Source organism: Emticicia sp. SJ17W-69 (assembly GCF_051209875.1).
Taxonomy (GTDB): domain Bacteria; phylum Bacteroidota; class Bacteroidia; order Cytophagales; family Spirosomataceae; genus Emticicia.
This window is the reverse complement of sequence record NZ_JBNTQY010000001.1, coordinates 3,419,342-3,436,668: the sequence shown is the minus strand read 5'-3', so window position 1 is coordinate 3,436,668 and position 17,327 is coordinate 3,419,342. Positions and strand designations below refer to the sequence as shown.

Sequence of the window (17,327 nt, the reverse complement as noted above, 5' to 3'; positions counted from 1 at the left end):
AAATAATTTAGACAATCCGCAGCAGCGGTTTGGTTTGAAACTAATGAAAAATCAATAGTCTCCGAGCGAAAAGCCAAGACAAATGAGGAGAAAAAGAGAAAACTGGAAGTGAATATTAATCAAAAATGAGTCTAATAATCGTAAGTTTGTTGATGTTATTAAGTTAAAAATTACGATATTTTATTCAATGATTTCTATTAATTTAGAGTTAGACGATTATCAAGGTCGTTGAGCCTCTTATCAAGTGATTGTTGCAAAAGTCTATATTTATCTTGATTTTTTTGTGATTCTACCATTCCTTCAATGGCAACGGTAATCAAAAAATCCCAAGAATCCATTTCCCCGCCACTGTGGTTTTTGGTAAACGAATTGATACGTTGGTTAACTAAAGTGGCTGCTTTACGAAAATAAGGCTCCATTTCGGGTTGAATCCGAAGAGTAATGACCCGACTCATTACTTTCAACCCTATTTCTAATTTCTCAGACTCGGCCATTTTTACTTTTCGTCATTAATTTACTTAGCTATTTACTTTTTCCAACTAATATTCGTCCAATAATGCAACGCACACATCAATCTCTTTTATTAATTCCGCAATCGTTTTCTTTAATTCTACGCTGTCTTTTGACTTTTGAATCTTATTCGATACAATTTTAACACTTTCTTTTTGAATTTCTTTACTTTTTTCAAGAAAATCTTGTTTTTTTAGTCTTTCTTGAAGTTTTTTTATTTCAAAGTCTTTTTCTTGTATTGTTTTGGTCAAATTACGTACCTGCGATTTTAATGCCAAAATTTCATCTTTCGCATGTGCATTGAAAGAAAATAGGTCATTATTCAGACGATTGAATCGTGAGAATAAAAGTTCATTTTCTTCTTTGACAATTCGGGCAGTATATGCTTCTTCAATGGACATTTTTTATTGAGTGATTGGTGATTGAATGAATGTGTGATTTATTTTTTATCATTTACAAATCACACATTCACTAAATCATGCATTCACAATTGATTTTTTTGCTGCTTGTTTGAAATCTGCAATTAAATCTCCAATATCCTCTAAACCCACCGAGGTACGAATCAAACCTTCTGTGATACCTAATTTAGCTTTATCTTCTTTTGGTAATTTTGAATGTGTTGTTGTATTCGGGTTCGTTATAATTGTACGTGAATCACCCAAATTTGATGAATTTGAGGCAATTTTTAATAGTTGAGTAAAGCGATTAACTCTCTCAAAACCACCTTCTAATTCAAAGGTAACCATTGCTCCACCAGCCGCCATTTGCTTTTTAGCTAAGGCATATTGAGGATGTGAAGGTAAATGAGGATATTTTACATTTTTTACTCCTTCCATTTTTTCTAATGCTTTGGCTAATTTTAAAGCATTTTCACAATGGCGTTGCATTCTGATTTCAAGTGTTTCCAAACTTTTCGATAAAACCCAAGCATTAAATGGAGACATTGAAGGCCCAGTATGACGACAGAAAAATCTAATCGGTGCAATCAATTCTTTAGTACCAGTGATGATTCCACCTAAGACTCGTCCCTGACCATCCATAAATTTGGTGGCTGAATGGACAATCAAATTTGCACCATAATCCGTTGGGGTATGAATGATTGGTGTAGCAAAACAATTATCTACATAATATATCAAGTGATGTTTTTTAGCTATTCTCCCAATCATCGCCATATCGACTAATTCTAAACCTGGATTGGAAGGAGTTTCCAAATAAATCATTTTGGTATGAGGCTGAATGGCCGCTTCCCAATCACTTTCTGGAGCTGTCGCATCTAAATAAGTATGTGTAATTCCCCATTTAGATAATATTTGTGTCAATATTTGATGAGCGGAACCAAACAATGCTCTTGAAGCAACTACATGATCGCCCGCTTTGAGGTGTGCAGCAAAGCCTGCAAAGACTGCTGCCATACCTGTAGCAGTAGCAATGCCTTCTTCACAATTTTCGAGCATACAAACTTTATCAACAAACTCTTGTACTGATGGATTTGAAAAACGGGTGTAAATATTGCCTTCAAGTGATTCGTCAAAAAGAGCTTTTCCTTGCTCGGCATCATCAAAACAAAAACTACTTGTCAAAAAAAGAGGGGTAGAATGTTCTCTATATTGAGAGCGTTTGGTTTGTATTCTTATAGATTTGGTTTGTTTTTTCATTCTAATTATTTCGAATTCTTTGAGAGAAATAATAATCTCTTCAAACTTAAATTATTAATTATTTGCTTGACAAATTTAAGACTTCTCTTATTTATTCATCAAATTTTCCTGCTTTATAATTTTTTATCCAGTCTTTTTTAAAACCACCAATTGTTTCAAAAAAAGGAACAAAATATTTGAGCATATCCTTTTCAAAATCTCCTGATGGATCAAATGGCTCGGCTATAATAACCGATTTACGTGGATAGTCGAAACCCACCATATAGATGGGAACTTTGGCCGAATAAGCCATGTAATAAAACCCAGTTTTGAGCTTACTTACATTTTTACGAGTTCCTTCGGGTGCAAGAGCTACCAAAAGTCTCTCATGCTTATTGAAAGTTTCGGCTACTTGCTGAACAAAATTAGTGCTTTTGGTGCGATAAACAGGCGTACCTCCTAAGCGTTTAAAAATCCAGCCAAAAGGAGGACGAAAGAGTTCTTCTTTACCTAAATAACCTATATTGAGTCCTAAAGTAGGACGAGTGCAAATGCCAACAAAGAAATCGGCAGTACGGTTATGCGGACTTACTGCAAATATAGCTTTCTTTAAATCTGGGGGTAAATTACTAACGATTTTCCAACCTGATAATTTAAAGCAAATTTTTAGTAGCCAGTTTAACATTGGAACAACGATTTATGAATGACGATTTACGAATAATAATTTTCAAAAGAAATTGCGTGAATGAAATGATTAAAAATGTAAAAATCCAATAATCAAATAAATATCGAAATCTTAATTCGGAAGATTCTGAATAATTACAAAAGGTTTCGGACTAAAGCATAAAATAAAGATGATTAGTGCCAGCCAACCTAAAACTTTCCTTTCAAGTGATAAAGGTTGACGGTCGTAGGTAGGAGGGTGATAAACACCCAAGAAACGCCCAATCATTAAACCAAAAGCTAAAAATCCTGAATATCCTTCAATTGTTGGGTAAAAATACGAGATTATTAGCTGAATCGCAACAACTGAGAGTGCAATAAGCCAATTACTTATTTGATTTTCAGTAATTCGTGAGAAACATAAATAATTGAAACCGATGAAAAGTATAAATTTACCTACTAATTCTAAATATGCTTTTGTGTCAGTTGTCGTAAATTCATGAGCATTGAAAAATCCTAAGCCCGCATAAAACACAAAAATTGAAAATAAAATTGGCGAAACAATATTAAAAGCTCGGTCGCCAATCAGTCCGTACAGAATATGTCCGCCATCTAATTGTCCAACTGGGAAAAGGTTTAATGCAGTAAAGAATAGCGATAAATAACCAGCAAAAATGATTGGATAATTGGTATAAAGGTAGGGGTGAGGAAGTTCACCAGTGGCTACATATTGTTCAAAAAAATTAAAAAGCAGGCTATCTCCTAACTTGATAGAAATATAATCTGGAGTTGTTTCAAGAAACTTCCCATAGTCGTTTCCATATTGTTTGAATATAGGAAAAAGATTAAATACGTAATCAAGATTAGGCAAATGTGTGAAGCCATACCAAAGTACAAACAAAGCCGCCACAAAACCAGCCAAAGGTCCTGCAATACCAATATCAAAATATTTTACACGAGATTGAATTCTTTCTTTGATACGTATGAATGCTCCTAAAGTGCCGAAGGTAGAAGATAATCCGCCTATCCATAAAGGAATATAATAGGGGAGTGTTACTTCTGTTTTGTGTTTTTTTGCAACAAAATAATGTCCAAATTCATGGATGGTGAGTACGCCCAAAAAAGGAATAGAATATTTAAAACCTTCAAAGAACTCCTGCCAACCTAATGGTGTTTCACCAAAAAAGAAAGGTCTTCCAAAAATCCATTCTGCACCTGTAATGGTGGTAGTTAAGAGTGTGACGACGAATAAAGCAATTTGTATAAGGAGAGTACGATTTTGATTCATGTTAATTTATTGTAAGCCACAAAGTAACTACTTAAAATATGTTTTTACAATATTCTAAGATAGAAGTTGGTGGTTCTACTAAAATTGTTTGGATGCCAATAGCATTTGCTGATTCAATATTTTTTTGATTGTCATCCAAAAACAAAACTTCATGCGGTTGCAATTTTAGTTTTTTAAGTACGTAATGATAAATTTCAGCATCGGGTTTCCACATACCCATTTCATAAGAAAGAAAAAGTTGGTCGAAAAGCTGGTCGAGGTGACTAATGTTATGGGCTTTTCGTAAATAATCATTGGAGGCTTTGATGTGAATATTGTTGGTATTGCTCAATAGATATACTGGATAATTTTGACGAATTTTTTTTATTAAAGCAATTCTTTCAGTAGGAATATCTAATAATATGGCATTCCAAGCTTTGTCCACTTCAATATCACTCAGAGGAAACCCAAGTGTTTGTCTGATAATTTCACGAAACTCATCATCGGTAAATTGACCAGACTCATAACGTCTAAATAGTTGATTATCAGTAATTTGCTTTTCAATATAAGCTTCGCTTTTGGAAGTAAATTGAGCAAAAGCTTGATAAATACGTTTTAATTCAATGTTAATAATAACGTTTCCGAAGTCGAAAATTACGGCTTTGAATTTCATACAGTAAGTTAGTAGGGTTTATACAAAAAATGATCGGACAGCTAATGAAAACGTCTGGCACGAAAGATTATTTTGTTTGTATAAAGCAATCCCTAACATTCGACAATTATTGTTTTTGTAAATTATTGATAATCAGCTATTTGTTTTAAAATAAAATTAGTAAACGGTACATTTTAAATGCGAAAAATGACTTCAGAATTATCAACTCGGGTGCGTGATGAATAAATACCTTCGGGTTTGCCAATTCCACAGGCCATTACCATACAAATCTCAGCATTGGCTGGTAAATGCAATATTTTTTTAATCATTCTTTCGTCAAAACCCTCCATTGGGCAAGTATCATAGCCTTCAGATTTCATACTTAGCATAAAAGTTTGTGCAGCTAATGCACATGATTTATGTAGTGAAACACGCTGGTCGGCATGTGAAACGAGGTGAATTATGGGCTTATTAATAATAGTATGATACGCAACTATGCCAAATCTAATCAAGGTGGCAATACCCAAAAAGTCATTGGTATAAAATAAAGGCATTAATTTTTTATAATAGTTTAATGCTCGTTTATCTTTCCCAGTAAGCGTCTTTCCTTCAAATTGCTTTTGCATATTTGCCAAATTCCATCTGGCTCGTTCTTTCCATTTGTCTTGGCGAGTGACGAAGATAATTAATTCCGAAGCAGTTCGGGCTGCAGATTGGTGCATACAAGCTTTTACAACTGCTTTTTTCTTATCTTCATTTGAAACTTGATAAAACTCCCAAAGCTGCATATTTGAACTATTGGCAGAAAGAACAGCTCTTTCCAAGCTTTTGGTAACTATTTTGCTGTCAAATTGAGCATTTTCGTCATATATTCTTACTGAACGACGGGCGTTGATGATTTGGTCGAAGGTCATAGGTTTAGGGATTGTTTATAAAAAAGGGCGAACATTTTGTTCGCCCCACAATATTAAATAAAACTTTTCCCTTTGTCAATGGCTCTTTCAAGTCCACTCAGGTCGCTGCCCCCAGCGGTGGCAAAATAAGGTTGGCCTCCTCCGCCGCCTTTCATTTCTTTGGCCAGTTCCTTAACGATATTTCCTGCATGTAAGTTTTTATCTTTCATGACAGTTTCATCAATGATTACAGCAATTTGTGGTTTCCCACCTATTTCTGCCCCTAAAACACCGTAGAAACTATTCAATTTGTTTTTTAAATCAAAACAAAGTTGTTTCAAGGCATCAGCCGATGGAACACTTACTTTTGCCGTAATTACATTTACACCGTTGATATTTTGAGCAGTTTTTGCTAATTCATTCTTTAATTCTTGTAATTTTTCGTTTTCTAAAGCCTCGACTTTTTTCTGTAGAGCCGCTTTTTCGGCTAAGAGATTTTCTACTGCTTTTACTAAATCGTTGTTTCTGAGAACTTCTTTTAATTGCGTATTTATTGATAACTGTTCATTGATAACAGCAATCGCTTTGCCACCCGTAATAGCCTCTACACGACGAACACCTGCGGCAACCGAACCTTCGGAAATGAATTTGAACAAACCAATTTTCCCTGTTGAAGAAGCGTGCGTTCCACCACAAAGTTCAACTGAGAATGTAGGGTCAAAAATGACAACTCTTACAAAATCCCCATATTTTTCACCAAAAGTTGCTGTTGCTCCTAAAGCAATCGCATCGGCAATCGGAATATTTACTTTAGTTTCTAAAGGAATATTTTCACGAATTTTTTCATTGACTATATCTTCAATTTTGCCTAATTCTTCGTCAGTAACTTTAGCAAAATGTGAAAAGTCAAAACGAGTCACGGTATCATCTTGGTAAGAACCTTTTTGAACAATGTGCGTGCCCAAAACTTTACGCATTGCCGCCAACATTAAGTGAGTAACGGTGTGGTTGGTTCTGATTTTATCACGACGATCTTCTTCAATATGAGCAACAACCGTAGTTGCATTTTGAAGAATTTCGTCTAAGTTTTTATCAGTTGAAATATGAATGAAAAGATCGTTTTCTTTCTTCGTATCCTTGATGTTGACCGAATGATTACCGATTGAAAGATGCCCTGTATCGCCCACTTGTCCACCCATTTCTGCATAAAAAGGCGTACGATCAAGTACAATGTGGTATTCTTCGCCAGCTTTGGTTTTTACTTTACGATATTTTAAAATTTGTGCTTCACAAGAAACCTCATCATACCCAACAAATTCAAAATCATTCCCTTCATTTAATTCAACCCAATCAGTTGCTTCTTTAGCCGAATCTTTTCTCGAACGTTCTTTTTGTTCTTGTAATGCTTTTTGGAAGCCTTCCTCATCAATTTTCAAACCTTTTTCACGAGCAATCAAAGCAGTCAAATCAGATGGAAAACCAAAAGTATCTGATAATTCAAATACGATTTCTCCCGAAATTGTTGAGAGTTGAGCGGCTTTTGTTTGTTCGAAAATGTCATCCAATTTTCTCAAACCTGTTTCCAAAGTTCTTAAAAACGATTTTTCTTCTTCTTCAACTACTCTTGTTACAAAATCTTGTTGAGCTTTTAATTCTGGGAAGACATCGGCAAATTGGTTGGCCAAAACTGGAACCAATTTGCTCATAAATGGTTCGTGGAAACCTAAATATGAATAACCATAACGCACAGCACGACGCAAAATACGACGGATAACATAACCCGCTTTGGCATTAGAAGGCAATTGTCCATCAGCAATGGTGAAAGCAACCGCACGAAGGTGGTCGGCAATGACACGCATGGCTACATCAACGTAGCTATTAGATGAAAGTGTGCCATTTTCGCCATATTTTTTACCTGACATTTGTTCAATTACTTGAATTGTATTTTGAAAAACATCAGTGTCATAATTTGATTTCTTGCCTTGAATCGCCATACAAAGACGCTCAAAGCCCATACCTGTATCAACGTGTTTGGCTGGCAATGGAATCAATGATTTATCAGCTTTACGCTCAAACTGCATAAATACGTTGTTCCAAATCTCGACAACTTGTGGATGATCATTATTCACCAATTCTTTTCCACCAATTTTATCTACTTCAGCTTGGTCACGTAAATCTATATGGATTTCAGAACAAGGCCCACAAGGCCCAGTATCGCCCATTTCCCAGAAATTATCTTTTTTATTGCCCAAGATAATGCGGTCTTCGCTGACCATCGATTTCCAAATATCATAAGCTTCTTGGTCGAAAGGCACGCCATCTTTCTCATCTCCTCCAAAAACAGATACATAAATTCTGTCTTTTGGAAGTTTATAAACTTCGGTCAATAATTCCCAAGACCATTCAAGAGCTTCTTTCTTAAAATAATCACCAAATGACCAGTTTCCAAGCATTTCAAACATGGTATGGTGATAAGTATCAAAACCAACATCTTCCAAATCATTATGCTTACCACTCACTCGAAGACATTTTTGTGTATCTGCTATTCGTTTTGAAGGTGGCGTTCCATTTCCTAAGAAAAAATCTTTGAACTGGGCCATTCCTGAATTATTGAACATCAGGGTTGGGTCATTTTTTGCCACAAGCGGTGCAGAAGGAACAATTAAATGTCCTTTACTCTTAAAAAAATCTAAAAAAGCCTTACGAATTTCGTGCGAAGTCATTACCAAGAATTATGAATGATGAATTATAAATTATGTATGAAAACCTTGGTTATTCTATAGAAAAGTGCTTTTCCAAATAACAAAATTTTCAAATGCTTATTTTCAAATGGCAAAATTAGCTTAAAAATTGGAGTTTTTGAAGGGATTTTGAAGAAAAAAGAACCCCAGCCAGCCCTCCCCGAAAGAGAGGGCTTAAGAGATAGAATAAATTATTTGTTTTTTGCCCCCTCTTCACTTTCAAGGTGGGGCTATTTTGTTAAACTTTCACATCAAAAACTCTCCCAAAGTAGTCGCTTATTTCGTTTACAAGCACTTTCTTTTGATTTTTATCGATACCTGCCAAAGTTTTTGCAAGTTGTTTCTTAAAATCTAACTGCATTTGTCTTGCAATCTGAATTCTTTGTGCTTGTGGACTGCCTGCTCCGTGCATGGATTCAGTCAAATAGCCAACAGCATTGCGTCCCATTGTCATATTTTCAATCAAACGAAGGATCCTAATGCGATATTCAGTTGGCACATCGGCTTTTCCTTTGAGATATTTATCAAGCAGATGACCCACTGTTTCGCTTTTAAAATCTTTTTCTGATGGTAAAGTCACAACAATTCCACCTGCTAAATCTTGAGCCAAACGACTTATTTCGTAAGGCATTTTTGTTACATGATGTTTACATACGTTGGCCAACATATCATCAGGAATAAATGCCCCCGAAAGCGTAGCTTTTGATTGATAAGAAGCGGCAATTCCTGTGGCATAAATGGTTTCATTGAGGTGAGTCATCTCAATCAATTTGTCTTTTATATGACTGGCTTTTTCAGCACCATTATATTCAGCAATGGTAGCAGCCGCTCCAATCAATACATCACCAACACCGCTTTTACAAACATAACTACGGCGATGATAGCAAGTAAATCGTTCGACAAGCATGGAAGCAAATTCAAACTCGCCATCCATAAAAATTAATTCATTGGGAATAAAAACATTATCCAAAATTACCATTGCTTCTTGACCACCATATTGTGCATTTCCAACATCAATATCGCCACCTTCCATACTGCGTGTATCGCAAGATTGACGGCCATAAATATAGGTAATTCCCTCAGCATCGACCGGAATAGCACCTACAATGGCATATTCTTTATCTTGTTCTGTCAAACGAATGGTTGGCATCACAAGCAACCAATGTGAATTTAAACACCCCGTTTGATGAGCTTTTGCTCCTGTAATATAGACCCCTTCGGAAGTACGCTTGGTAATATGCACAAATAAATCAGGGTCAGCTTGTTGATGTGGGGCAAGGCTACGGTCGCCTTTTACATCAGTCATTGCTCCACCAATCACCAAATTTTGTCTTTGCATTTTTGCTATGAAAGCCTTGAATTTGTGGTGATAATCGGTCGCATACTTTTTATCAATTTCAAAAGTGGTAGAAAAAAGTGAATTGAAAGCATCCATCCCAACACAACGTTGAAAGCAAGTACCAGTCAATTGTCCCAAACGTCTTTGCATTTTATTTTGTAGCACCACATCTTCTTTTGTTTGAGCAATATGCAGAAAACGATTGACTCGTGTTTCAGTAAATGGAGAAATAGCAGTAGCTAACTCAGGTTCTGAATTGGCCAAGTCAAATGTTTCAGCAACGGCATTGATCGAAGGACGAATCATTGGATGCTCTACAATATCATCTATTAATTCACCAAAAAGATAAACTTTTAATTGTCGATTTCGAAGACTATTAATGTAGTCATTACCCGTTATTATTTCCATATTATTGCTATTCATTCCTTCTGTGTTTTTCTACGTGACTGATTATTTGTGGTAAAACATCATCCAAAATTTCTTTTGATAATTCATGCCCCATTCCTTCTATGGTCAATAACCTTGCATTTGGAATGAGAGGTGCATAAATTTCGGCGTGTTTATAATTTACAAGCGGGTCGGCTGTACCATGTATTACTAAAGTTGGTGCTTTGATGAGGTGTAGCTTTTTGAGCCTTGATCCAGACGCTACTATGGCACAAAATTGCTGGTATCTTGCTCTTGGATTTTGTCCTTTTCTTTTATCTATACTTTCGGTAAAAATTGTCCTGAAATATTGTTCATTAAATGGAAAACGTTTGCCACTTAGCATTTTATAAGTAGCTACATAGTGATTGACTGTGACCCTATGTTCGGTATATTTATTTTTTATATAAAATCTTTTAATAAAAAATGGTAGAACCGACATAGCCAAACGAAGCTTGAAATTAGTAGCAATTTTAGGATTTAAAGTATAACCCGACGACATGATGGAAGTAAGGGATAGTACTTTTTCAGAATAATGAATGGCTATATTTTGTGCTATCATTCCACCCATTGAAACGCCTAAAATATGTGCTTGCGAAATATTTAAATAATCTAATAATTCCACACTATCTTTTGCCATATCTTCGAGTGTATAGGGCTTGCTTCGATGCCAAGTTTCATTCATCCACGTAGAAAGCCCAATATCTCGATTATCAAATCGAATAACATAGAAACCAGCCGAAATCAAAGGTTTAATAAAAATTTCACCAAACATAAGGCATTGGGCATCGAGTCCCATGATTAGTAATATCGCAGGATTTTGAGGATTACCGAAAGTTTCATAATAAATTTCTATACCATTGACAGGTGCTTTTCCAGCTTGTGAATAAACAAAATCAGACACTATTTTTAAGATTTATAAGTTTGCAGTTTCTTTAATCAATGAAAAATTAATAATGTAAATAATGAGTCAACTGCTTGATAATAATTAATAACTCATCATTAACCATTAATTCTATCTGTTTCTTCCCAATGCCTCATGGCTACTGACCCATTCATTTGCAACGATGGCAGAGGCTAATGATAGTTCCCCAGCCAATACAACTGCTGCCATTATTTCGGCTAATTTATAGACTTTATCAGCACCAAAACAGCCCAAGATTTCTAAACATTCTCGTTGCGTAGGTAGGGCAGTTCCACCGCCATAAGTTGCTATTATGAGCGAAGGAATAGTGATAGACATATAATAATCGCCATTTTCTTTCAACTCACTATAAGTCACTGCTGCCGAAGATTCGGCAATATTGGCTACATCTTGACCTGTTGCGATAAACATAGCTGTTAGACCATTGGCAGAATGAGCTCCATTATTGGAAGAATTGGATAAAATCGCACCCATATTCGACAATTGACGCTGTTTAAATAATGCATTGCCAGTTGTGTGCATGATTTTTTCAAGTAAATGTTTGGGAATTGTTGCTTCAGCAACTACCCTTTTGCCACGAGTTTGGAGAGTATTGAGGTGTGAATGCTTTTTATCAGTATCCATATTGGCGGCCATCGAAAAATGTTCCAATCCTTCAATATTTTGTTCAAGCATCCAATGACACGCTCGGTGTGTTGCTTTAGTAACCATATTTTGTCCAGCAGCATCTCCAGTAGTAAAGTTAAAGCGTAACCAATGAAGTTTCCCAACTATATATTGTTCAATATCTAACAATTTCCCTGAGTTAGTAGTTTCTTCGGCTTTTGCTTTGATTGCTCCAAAATTATTGTCAATCCACTTTCCAAAATTTCTTGAATAACGAGCATTTTCAAAAACAAATAGTGGAGCTCTTTGCATGGCATCATCCATAACGGTACAAGTGACTCCGCCAGACTCGCTTAAAAGCTTCATTCCTCGATTATAGCTTGCTACCAAAGTCCCTTCGGTAGTTGCCATTGGAATATAAAAATCACCTTGAGCATATTCACCCAATACCCTAATGGGTCCAGCTAAACCAATAGGAACTTGTGCAACACCAATGAAGTTTTCAATATTTCCTTGTAAAACCTTTGGATTAAATGAAAAATTTATGAGATGATTCAAGTCAACACCTGTTTGCTCTTCAACAAATTTTTGGCGTTCCTTAATAATATCATCTGAATAGTTGTCAGCTTTATTTAATGGAATTTTAGACATGGAGTTTGAATTGAAAATGAAAAATTGAAGGTATTTTCAATTTTAATAAATTCTTGTTCATTGATAACTTTTCACTCAACTACTTATTTTTTTCAAAGCCTCTCAAAAACTCGGTTCTGTCGTTTATATCAGTCAAAAAATCACTTTCAATTTTTAATCCTTCTGCCAAAGTTGTATTCATTCCTTCATTATATAAGTGCTTGAAAGCTGCAATGGTTTGTGCTGAATTTTGGAGGATTTCATTTGCCAGTTCCATACCTGTTTTTTCCAAATCTTCCAAAGGTACAGCTCGATTGACCAAACCAATACGTTCAGCCTCTTTGCCTGTGATGGGTTTACAAGTAAATGACATTTCTTTTGCTTTCAATATGCCGACTAATCTGGGCAGTCGTTGTGACATTCCCCATTTTGGTAAAATTCCCCATTTAGCATGAGTATCACCAATTTTGGCATCTTCAGCAGCGATGATCAAATCAAAAAACATCATGAGTTCTGTTGCACCTGTGTAGCAATGCCCATGCACGAGAGCGATGGCTGGTTGAGGCATGGTTCGTAAAATTTTAGCAATCTCAATACCATCTTGTAAAATCTCATCAGCTGTAAATTGTCCACCTACCAGTGATTCATTCATTGCTTTCAAGTCAACACCCGCTGAAAATGCTCGACCAGCACCTTTCAAAAGCAAAACTTTGCAAGAATTATCTTGAGAAAGTCCATAAAGTGCCGTTTTCAACTCTCTTATCATATTTGGGCTTAGGGCATTGAGTGCAGCAGGGCGATTAAGCGAAATGATAGCAATCGCTTCTTTTCGCTCAACAATAATGTCTTGATATGTCATTTGTGTAAGGTTTGAATAGAATAAACAAAAATAACCAAAAATATTATGCGTGCAGACTACCAATGGTGTTTTTTATAGAAATAATAAATTTTGAAAAAAATAAAATAATTAACTAAAAGATTAGTTATGTTTGTAACGCTAATTAACAAAACCTTTTGCTACTATGAAAAATCTATTATTTCTTTTGGTTTTTGTATCTTTTACTTCGTTTGGGCAACAGAAAGTTTACTCATCCAAAGAGTTTGAAGAAAAAGTAATGAGTATAAAAGAATCCAAGCATAGTTATCCAACTTTAGGGCTAATCAAATTAGAAGATACGAAAGCTCCACTGAATCTTTATGATGTTGAAAAAGTAAGATTGATATATGATTTTCTCAAATTTGCCCGAAGTAAAAATGTAAGATTTAATGAATTTGAATATAAAGTTAACCATTTTGTTCCTATCCAACTTTTGTTTAATGCAGATGGAGGCATTGATTTTTTTGTTTACGGATTTCAAAATGGTACTCAAAATAAATATCTCTCAGATAGTTTGAGTCCAGATCAAGAAAGTAAATTGATTGAAATTTCTGAAGAGTTTTGCAAGAATTATCAATTACCTTATAAAATCAATCAGAAATTTAACTTATTGACTAATATAAATTTAGGTAATCCGCCAAGAAAAATCAGTAAAAAGTATATTTCAACAATTGAAGTTGCAGAAAATTGCGACAAACCTGATACGGTTAAATCATTGATGCTGAATAAGTTATATCTTGAAAATTTTCCTCAAGTAGTTTTTAAATTTAAAAATTTAGAAAAGTTAGATTTGTCGGATAATTATATTGAAAAAGTGCCAAGTGAAATTTGGCAATTGAAAAAATTGAAGTTTTTGAGTTTAAGTGGAAATTATATTGATTATGAGCATTTTAAATTCAAAAGAAACAAACATTTAAAGGATTTGAATCTGCAATATACAAGCATGACCAAAATACCTAAATCTTTAAAAAAGAATCGTAGATTAGAAATTTTGTTTCTTGGAAATAACCGAATTGAGTTTGCAGACAGAGATTTTAGGCGAATGACAAATTTGAAAGCACTTAATTTATATAATGTTCAAAGCGGTAATTTACCAAAATCAATTGGGAAATTACAAAATTTAGAAGAATTGGATTTGTATCATAATAATTTACAATTTTTACCAAAAGAGGTTTGTAAATTAGCGAATCTAAAAACATTGGCTTTGTCAAATAACCAACTTTGGAATTTACCTGATGAAATGGCTCAAATGCCTAAATTACAAATTCTTTATGCCCATCATAATCGTTTGAATTCGTTGCCAAATTTACCAAATTTGAAATTACTTGACTTAGGTTATAATCTTTTCAAAGTTTTTCCCGAACAAGTATATGAATTAAAGGATTTAGAAGAATTTGATATTACAAATAACAAAGTTGAGGAAGTTCCTGAAAAATTACTTGCTTTGAAAAAATTGCAAAAAGTATATTTTAGAGGCAATGATTTTTATAATTTTGATAAAAAAAGCAAAGAAGTTTCTAAATTAGTGGCAGATTTGGAACAAAGACAGGTTTTGGTAAGATAAAATATTGAGTGAATGTGTGATTTTTTTATACATGATTTTAATGAAAATCACTCAATCACTCAATCACAAATTACTTAATATTTTTATGAAATTGTATTATAAAACTTCCGAAGCAGCAGAAATTTTGGGTATAGAAGACCACACTGTTCGTTATTATGAAAAGGAATTTAAGCTGAATTTTATTCGTCATGGGCGTGATAGGAAAATCACGATGAAGGACATTGAAAAATTACGTACCATTATTGATGAAAAAGCCAAAGGAAACCTCACACTGAAAGGAGCTTATCGCAAGCTGAATACCAAAACTGATTTTAATAAAAAAAAGAACTCTCTGAAAACCAAGTTGTTGACTATCAGAGAGTTTTTAGTGGAATTGAATTCCGAATTATAAGCTTTTTAGAAAATAAATCGAAGCTCGGAAATTTATAAACGCTGTCTAACGGCCTCATATAAAATTACACCTGTGGCCACTGAAACGTTTAACGAACCGATTTTACCAACCATTGGAATTTTAGTTGCAAAATCTGCTTGTTCGAGCAGGTTTTCAGAAATACCATCTTCTTCCGAACCCATCAAAATAGCTGTTGGTAAGCTGAAATCAATACTGTAAAGTTCTTCTGTTGCTTTTTCTGTACATGCAACTATCTGAATACCAGACTGTTGTAATTCTGAAATAACTTGCCAGAGGCTATTTTCACGACAAACGGGTAAGTGATTCAATGCACCAGAAGAAGTTTTCATCGCATCGGCATTGATTTGGGCTGCACCACGAGCCGCTACAACAATCGCATTGACACCTGCACATTCGGCAGTACGAGCAATTGCACCAAAATTACGGACGTCGGTGATTCTGTCTAATACTAATATCAAAGGTACTTCTCCTTTTTCAAAAACATCGGCAACGACATTTGAGATTTTTGCATAATTGACTGCCGAAACAAAGGCTATTACTCCTTGATGCACTTTCATCGTTACACGATTGAGTTTCTCAAGAGGTACTCTTTGCACTGGAATATCTCGCTCACGAGCCAGTTTTTCGACTTCTACATGACCGAATTCTCTTTGAAGTAATATTTTTTCAATTTCTTTTGTGCCTTTAAGGGTTTCCAAAACAGATTGTACACCAAATACAATATCTGGTTTTGAAGGTTTTTCATAGCCTGGCGGCAATGGTTTGGCAAAATATTTTTTCTTAAATCCGCCTTCTTTATCACCTTCTGACTTTCTATAGCCACCTTCAGATGAGCGATTATTTATTCCACTACGTTTCCTGTTCTCCATGCTTCTACAAACGGATACCAATATGCCTGATATTCGGGGTAACGAACCAGTTCATAATAGTTTTCCGTAAATTGGTTTGGTTTTCTATTAAATGTAAAGATTATTTCTGAAAAATTTTGACTTTGTGCATACATCCATACTTCACGATCCCGACTACGTTGCACTTTATTTGGTGGCCCCAACACTATGTAAACCATTCCCTTATCTGTTTTCCAACCTTCTTTATAAGTCGTAAAAAGACGATTGGCATCTTCAATGCGGTGGTAATAAGTTTTAATAATTTTCTTTGAAATCATCTGATTTCCACCAGTAATGGTCAAAAAGTAGCGATCCAATGCTTGTTTTGCATCTTTATTGTCATTAACAGCTTTTGTTTCTTGGCTACTACTGATATAAATCAAAGGTTTTGTTAATTTTTCAGGACGAGTAAATCGAGGAAAACGATCATCAACAATTAAAAAACCAAAACCATTTTTAGTTGCATTTGTATCTTCCACCGCTAAGTATAAGCCTTCATTCGGAAGAAAAATGGGTGAATTTGTTTTAATTTTAATAATTTCCTTTGTCTCTAAACTTTTGATGGCGGGGCGTATACTCGTAGCCATTGGCGATTGAGCTGCTTCAAATTCATTATTATATCTGATTAAAAATAATTCCTTAGGCTGCGGAATGACACTTCTTATTTGAAATGTATCTTTTTTACTAATATAGTTTTTGAAAGTAGGCATCGAAAAATCTTTGACAAAGACGCCAAATCTATCGTTTAAACGCTGACCATTGAAATCAATAATCAAATCATTGTTTGATTTTTTGCTGGTTTCAACATCAAAAATCTCGGTCAATAACAAACCTTTTGGCATATTTTTGGGCCGAGGAATCTCAAAATTTAACAATATTTTACCTTCATTTAATATTGCATTTTGACTTGAAATATCGACTTTTCCCGAAGCAATTCGGTCTCTAACACCATAGTCTGGTTGCAAAAGCCAACTAAATCGAAAATATTCTTGCAATTGAGTCAAAGCTTTTTCTGGTTTAAGATTTTCAATATCTAATTCCAAAAAGACACGAACTATTGTAGAATCTTTCAATAAAAAACGACTTTTGATGGCAACAACCGTAGGCTTTGCAACAACTTGTGGTGGTGGTGTTGTACTTTTTGCTATTTCACGTTGGGCTTTTTGGATTTTTTTATTGCTTACACAAGAGGCAAGAATGACCAAAAAACTGTAAAAAAATACTTTTTTCATTACATTTCTATTTCTTAGAGTCAAATTTAGGAAATTAAGCAACGATTCAAAACAAAAATTAAAGAATCC

Annotated in this window: 16 protein-coding genes; 2 read left to right on the top strand and 14 right to left on the bottom strand. The window is 34.7% G+C overall.

Features of this window, described 5'->3' with window-relative positions; genetic code table 11:
* Nucleotides 1-197 precede the first annotated feature (197 nt).
* The 12 genes from ACQUQZ_RS14010 to ACQUQZ_RS13955 form a co-directional block, all read right to left on the bottom strand.
* Nucleotides 198-494 carry a cell division protein ZapA gene (locus ACQUQZ_RS14010; RefSeq protein ID WP_435355624.1) on the bottom strand — a complete coding sequence of 99 codons (297 nt, stop codon included), beginning with the start codon at nucleotides 492-494 and terminating at the stop codon, nucleotides 198-200.
* A gap of 45 nt (nucleotides 495-539) precedes the next feature.
* On the bottom strand, nucleotides 540-911 hold the full coding sequence (locus tag ACQUQZ_RS14005; protein WP_435355623.1) for a hypothetical protein: 372 nt from the start codon (nucleotides 909-911) through the stop codon (nucleotides 540-542).
* A 75-nt stretch (nucleotides 912-986) separates the two neighbouring features.
* The gene (locus tag ACQUQZ_RS14000; RefSeq protein ID WP_435355622.1) at nucleotides 987-2,165 is read right to left on the bottom strand and encodes a trans-sulfuration enzyme family protein; all 1,179 of its coding nucleotides are present in this window, start codon (nucleotides 2,163-2,165) and stop codon (nucleotides 987-989) included.
* Between the two features lie 91 nt (nucleotides 2,166-2,256).
* The gene (locus ACQUQZ_RS13995) at nucleotides 2,257-2,829 is read right to left on the bottom strand and encodes a 1-acyl-sn-glycerol-3-phosphate acyltransferase (RefSeq protein WP_435355621.1); all 573 of its coding nucleotides are present in this window, start codon (nucleotides 2,827-2,829) and stop codon (nucleotides 2,257-2,259) included.
* Between the two features lie 111 nt (nucleotides 2,830-2,940).
* Nucleotides 2,941-4,095 carry a site-2 protease family protein gene (locus ACQUQZ_RS13990; protein WP_435355620.1) on the bottom strand — a complete coding sequence of 385 codons (1,155 nt, stop codon included), beginning with the start codon at nucleotides 4,093-4,095 and terminating at the stop codon, nucleotides 2,941-2,943.
* Nucleotides 4,096-4,126: 31 nt separating this feature from the next.
* Entirely contained in the window at nucleotides 4,127-4,747 is a 621-nt protein-coding gene (locus ACQUQZ_RS13985; RefSeq protein ID WP_435355619.1) for an HAD family hydrolase, read from the bottom strand.
* A 173-nt stretch (nucleotides 4,748-4,920) separates the two neighbouring features.
* Nucleotides 4,921-5,640, bottom strand: a complete 720-nt coding sequence (locus ACQUQZ_RS13980) for a nitroreductase family protein (protein WP_435355618.1) — start codon at nucleotides 5,638-5,640, stop codon at nucleotides 4,921-4,923.
* Between the two features lie 53 nt (nucleotides 5,641-5,693).
* On the bottom strand, nucleotides 5,694-8,342 hold the full coding sequence (alaS, locus tag ACQUQZ_RS13975) for an alanine--tRNA ligase (RefSeq protein ID WP_435355617.1): 2,649 nt from the start codon (nucleotides 8,340-8,342) through the stop codon (nucleotides 5,694-5,696).
* Between the two features lie 256 nt (nucleotides 8,343-8,598).
* Complete coding sequence (locus ACQUQZ_RS13970; RefSeq protein ID WP_435355616.1) at nucleotides 8,599-10,122, bottom strand: 4-hydroxyphenylacetate 3-hydroxylase family protein; 1,524 nt, start codon at nucleotides 10,120-10,122, stop codon at nucleotides 8,599-8,601.
* A complete protein-coding gene (locus ACQUQZ_RS13965; protein WP_435355615.1) occupies nucleotides 10,115-11,029 on the bottom strand; it encodes an alpha/beta fold hydrolase in 915 nt (304 codons plus the stop codon). The genes ACQUQZ_RS13970 and ACQUQZ_RS13965 overlap by 8 nt, the downstream gene beginning before the upstream one ends.
* 111 nt (nucleotides 11,030-11,140) lie before the next feature.
* The gene (locus tag ACQUQZ_RS13960; protein WP_435355614.1) at nucleotides 11,141-12,307 is read right to left on the bottom strand and encodes a hydroxymethylglutaryl-CoA reductase; all 1,167 of its coding nucleotides are present in this window, start codon (nucleotides 12,305-12,307) and stop codon (nucleotides 11,141-11,143) included.
* Between the two features lie 79 nt (nucleotides 12,308-12,386).
* On the bottom strand, nucleotides 12,387-13,145 hold the full coding sequence (locus ACQUQZ_RS13955; RefSeq protein ID WP_435355613.1) for an enoyl-CoA hydratase/isomerase family protein: 759 nt from the start codon (nucleotides 13,143-13,145) through the stop codon (nucleotides 12,387-12,389).
* Nucleotides 13,146-13,308: 163 nt separating this feature from the next.
* Between ACQUQZ_RS13955 and ACQUQZ_RS13950 the strand changes: the two genes are divergently transcribed.
* A complete protein-coding gene (locus ACQUQZ_RS13950) occupies nucleotides 13,309-14,727 on the top strand; it encodes a leucine-rich repeat domain-containing protein (RefSeq protein ID WP_435355612.1) in 1,419 nt (472 codons plus the stop codon).
* A gap of 85 nt (nucleotides 14,728-14,812) precedes the next feature.
* Nucleotides 14,813-15,118, top strand: a complete 306-nt coding sequence (locus tag ACQUQZ_RS13945; protein WP_435355611.1) for a MerR family transcriptional regulator — start codon at nucleotides 14,813-14,815, stop codon at nucleotides 15,116-15,118.
* A gap of 32 nt (nucleotides 15,119-15,150) precedes the next feature.
* Here ACQUQZ_RS13945 and rlmB read toward each other — a convergent pair whose 3' ends face one another.
* Together rlmB and ACQUQZ_RS13935 are read right to left on the bottom strand one after the other, a co-directional pair.
* The gene (gene rlmB / locus ACQUQZ_RS13940) at nucleotides 15,151-16,008 is read right to left on the bottom strand and encodes a 23S rRNA (guanosine(2251)-2'-O)-methyltransferase RlmB (protein WP_435355610.1); all 858 of its coding nucleotides are present in this window, start codon (nucleotides 16,006-16,008) and stop codon (nucleotides 15,151-15,153) included.
* Nucleotides 15,981-17,258 carry a GWxTD domain-containing protein gene (locus tag ACQUQZ_RS13935; protein WP_435355609.1) on the bottom strand — a complete coding sequence of 426 codons (1,278 nt, stop codon included), beginning with the start codon at nucleotides 17,256-17,258 and terminating at the stop codon, nucleotides 15,981-15,983. Before ACQUQZ_RS13935 ends, rlmB begins: the two co-directional genes overlap by 28 nt.
* Between the last annotated feature and the right edge of the window lie 69 nt (nucleotides 17,259-17,327).

What these genes read in the sequence shown, in the direction of transcription:
- ACQUQZ_RS14010 (WP_435355624.1), bottom strand. Translation starts at nt 494, where the DNA reads ATGGCCGAGTCTGAGAAATTAGAAATAGGGTTGAAAGTAATGAGTCGG.
- ACQUQZ_RS14005 (WP_435355623.1), bottom strand. Translation starts at nt 911, where the DNA reads ATGTCCATTGAAGAAGCATATACTGCCCGAATTGTCAAAGAAGAAAAT.
- ACQUQZ_RS14000 (WP_435355622.1), bottom strand. Translation starts at nt 2,165, where the DNA reads ATGAAAAAACAAACCAAATCTATAAGAATACAAACCAAACGCTCTCAA.
- ACQUQZ_RS13995 (WP_435355621.1), bottom strand. Translation starts at nt 2,829, where the DNA reads ATGTTAAACTGGCTACTAAAAATTTGCTTTAAATTATCAGGTTGGAAA.
- ACQUQZ_RS13990 (WP_435355620.1), bottom strand. Translation starts at nt 4,095, where the DNA reads ATGAATCAAAATCGTACTCTCCTTATACAAATTGCTTTATTCGTCGTC.
- ACQUQZ_RS13985 (WP_435355619.1), bottom strand. Translation starts at nt 4,747, where the DNA reads ATGAAATTCAAAGCCGTAATTTTCGACTTCGGAAACGTTATTATTAAC.
- ACQUQZ_RS13980 (WP_435355618.1), bottom strand. Translation starts at nt 5,640, where the DNA reads ATGACCTTCGACCAAATCATCAACGCCCGTCGTTCAGTAAGAATATAT.
- alaS (WP_435355617.1), bottom strand. Translation starts at nt 8,342, where the DNA reads ATGACTTCGCACGAAATTCGTAAGGCTTTTTTAGATTTTTTTAAGAGT.
- ACQUQZ_RS13970 (WP_435355616.1), bottom strand. Translation starts at nt 10,122, where the DNA reads ATGAATAGCAATAATATGGAAATAATAACGGGTAATGACTACATTAAT.
- ACQUQZ_RS13960 (WP_435355614.1), bottom strand. Translation starts at nt 12,307, where the DNA reads ATGTCTAAAATTCCATTAAATAAAGCTGACAACTATTCAGATGATATT.
- ACQUQZ_RS13955 (WP_435355613.1), bottom strand. Translation starts at nt 13,145, where the DNA reads ATGACATATCAAGACATTATTGTTGAGCGAAAAGAAGCGATTGCTATC.
- ACQUQZ_RS13950 (WP_435355612.1), top strand. Translation starts at nt 13,309, where the DNA reads ATGAAAAATCTATTATTTCTTTTGGTTTTTGTATCTTTTACTTCGTTT.
- ACQUQZ_RS13945 (WP_435355611.1), top strand. Translation starts at nt 14,813, where the DNA reads ATGAAATTGTATTATAAAACTTCCGAAGCAGCAGAAATTTTGGGTATA.
- rlmB (WP_435355610.1), bottom strand. Translation starts at nt 16,008, where the DNA reads ATGGAGAACAGGAAACGTAGTGGAATAAATAATCGCTCATCTGAAGGT.
- ACQUQZ_RS13935 (WP_435355609.1), bottom strand. Translation starts at nt 17,258, where the DNA reads ATGAAAAAAGTATTTTTTTACAGTTTTTTGGTCATTCTTGCCTCTTGT.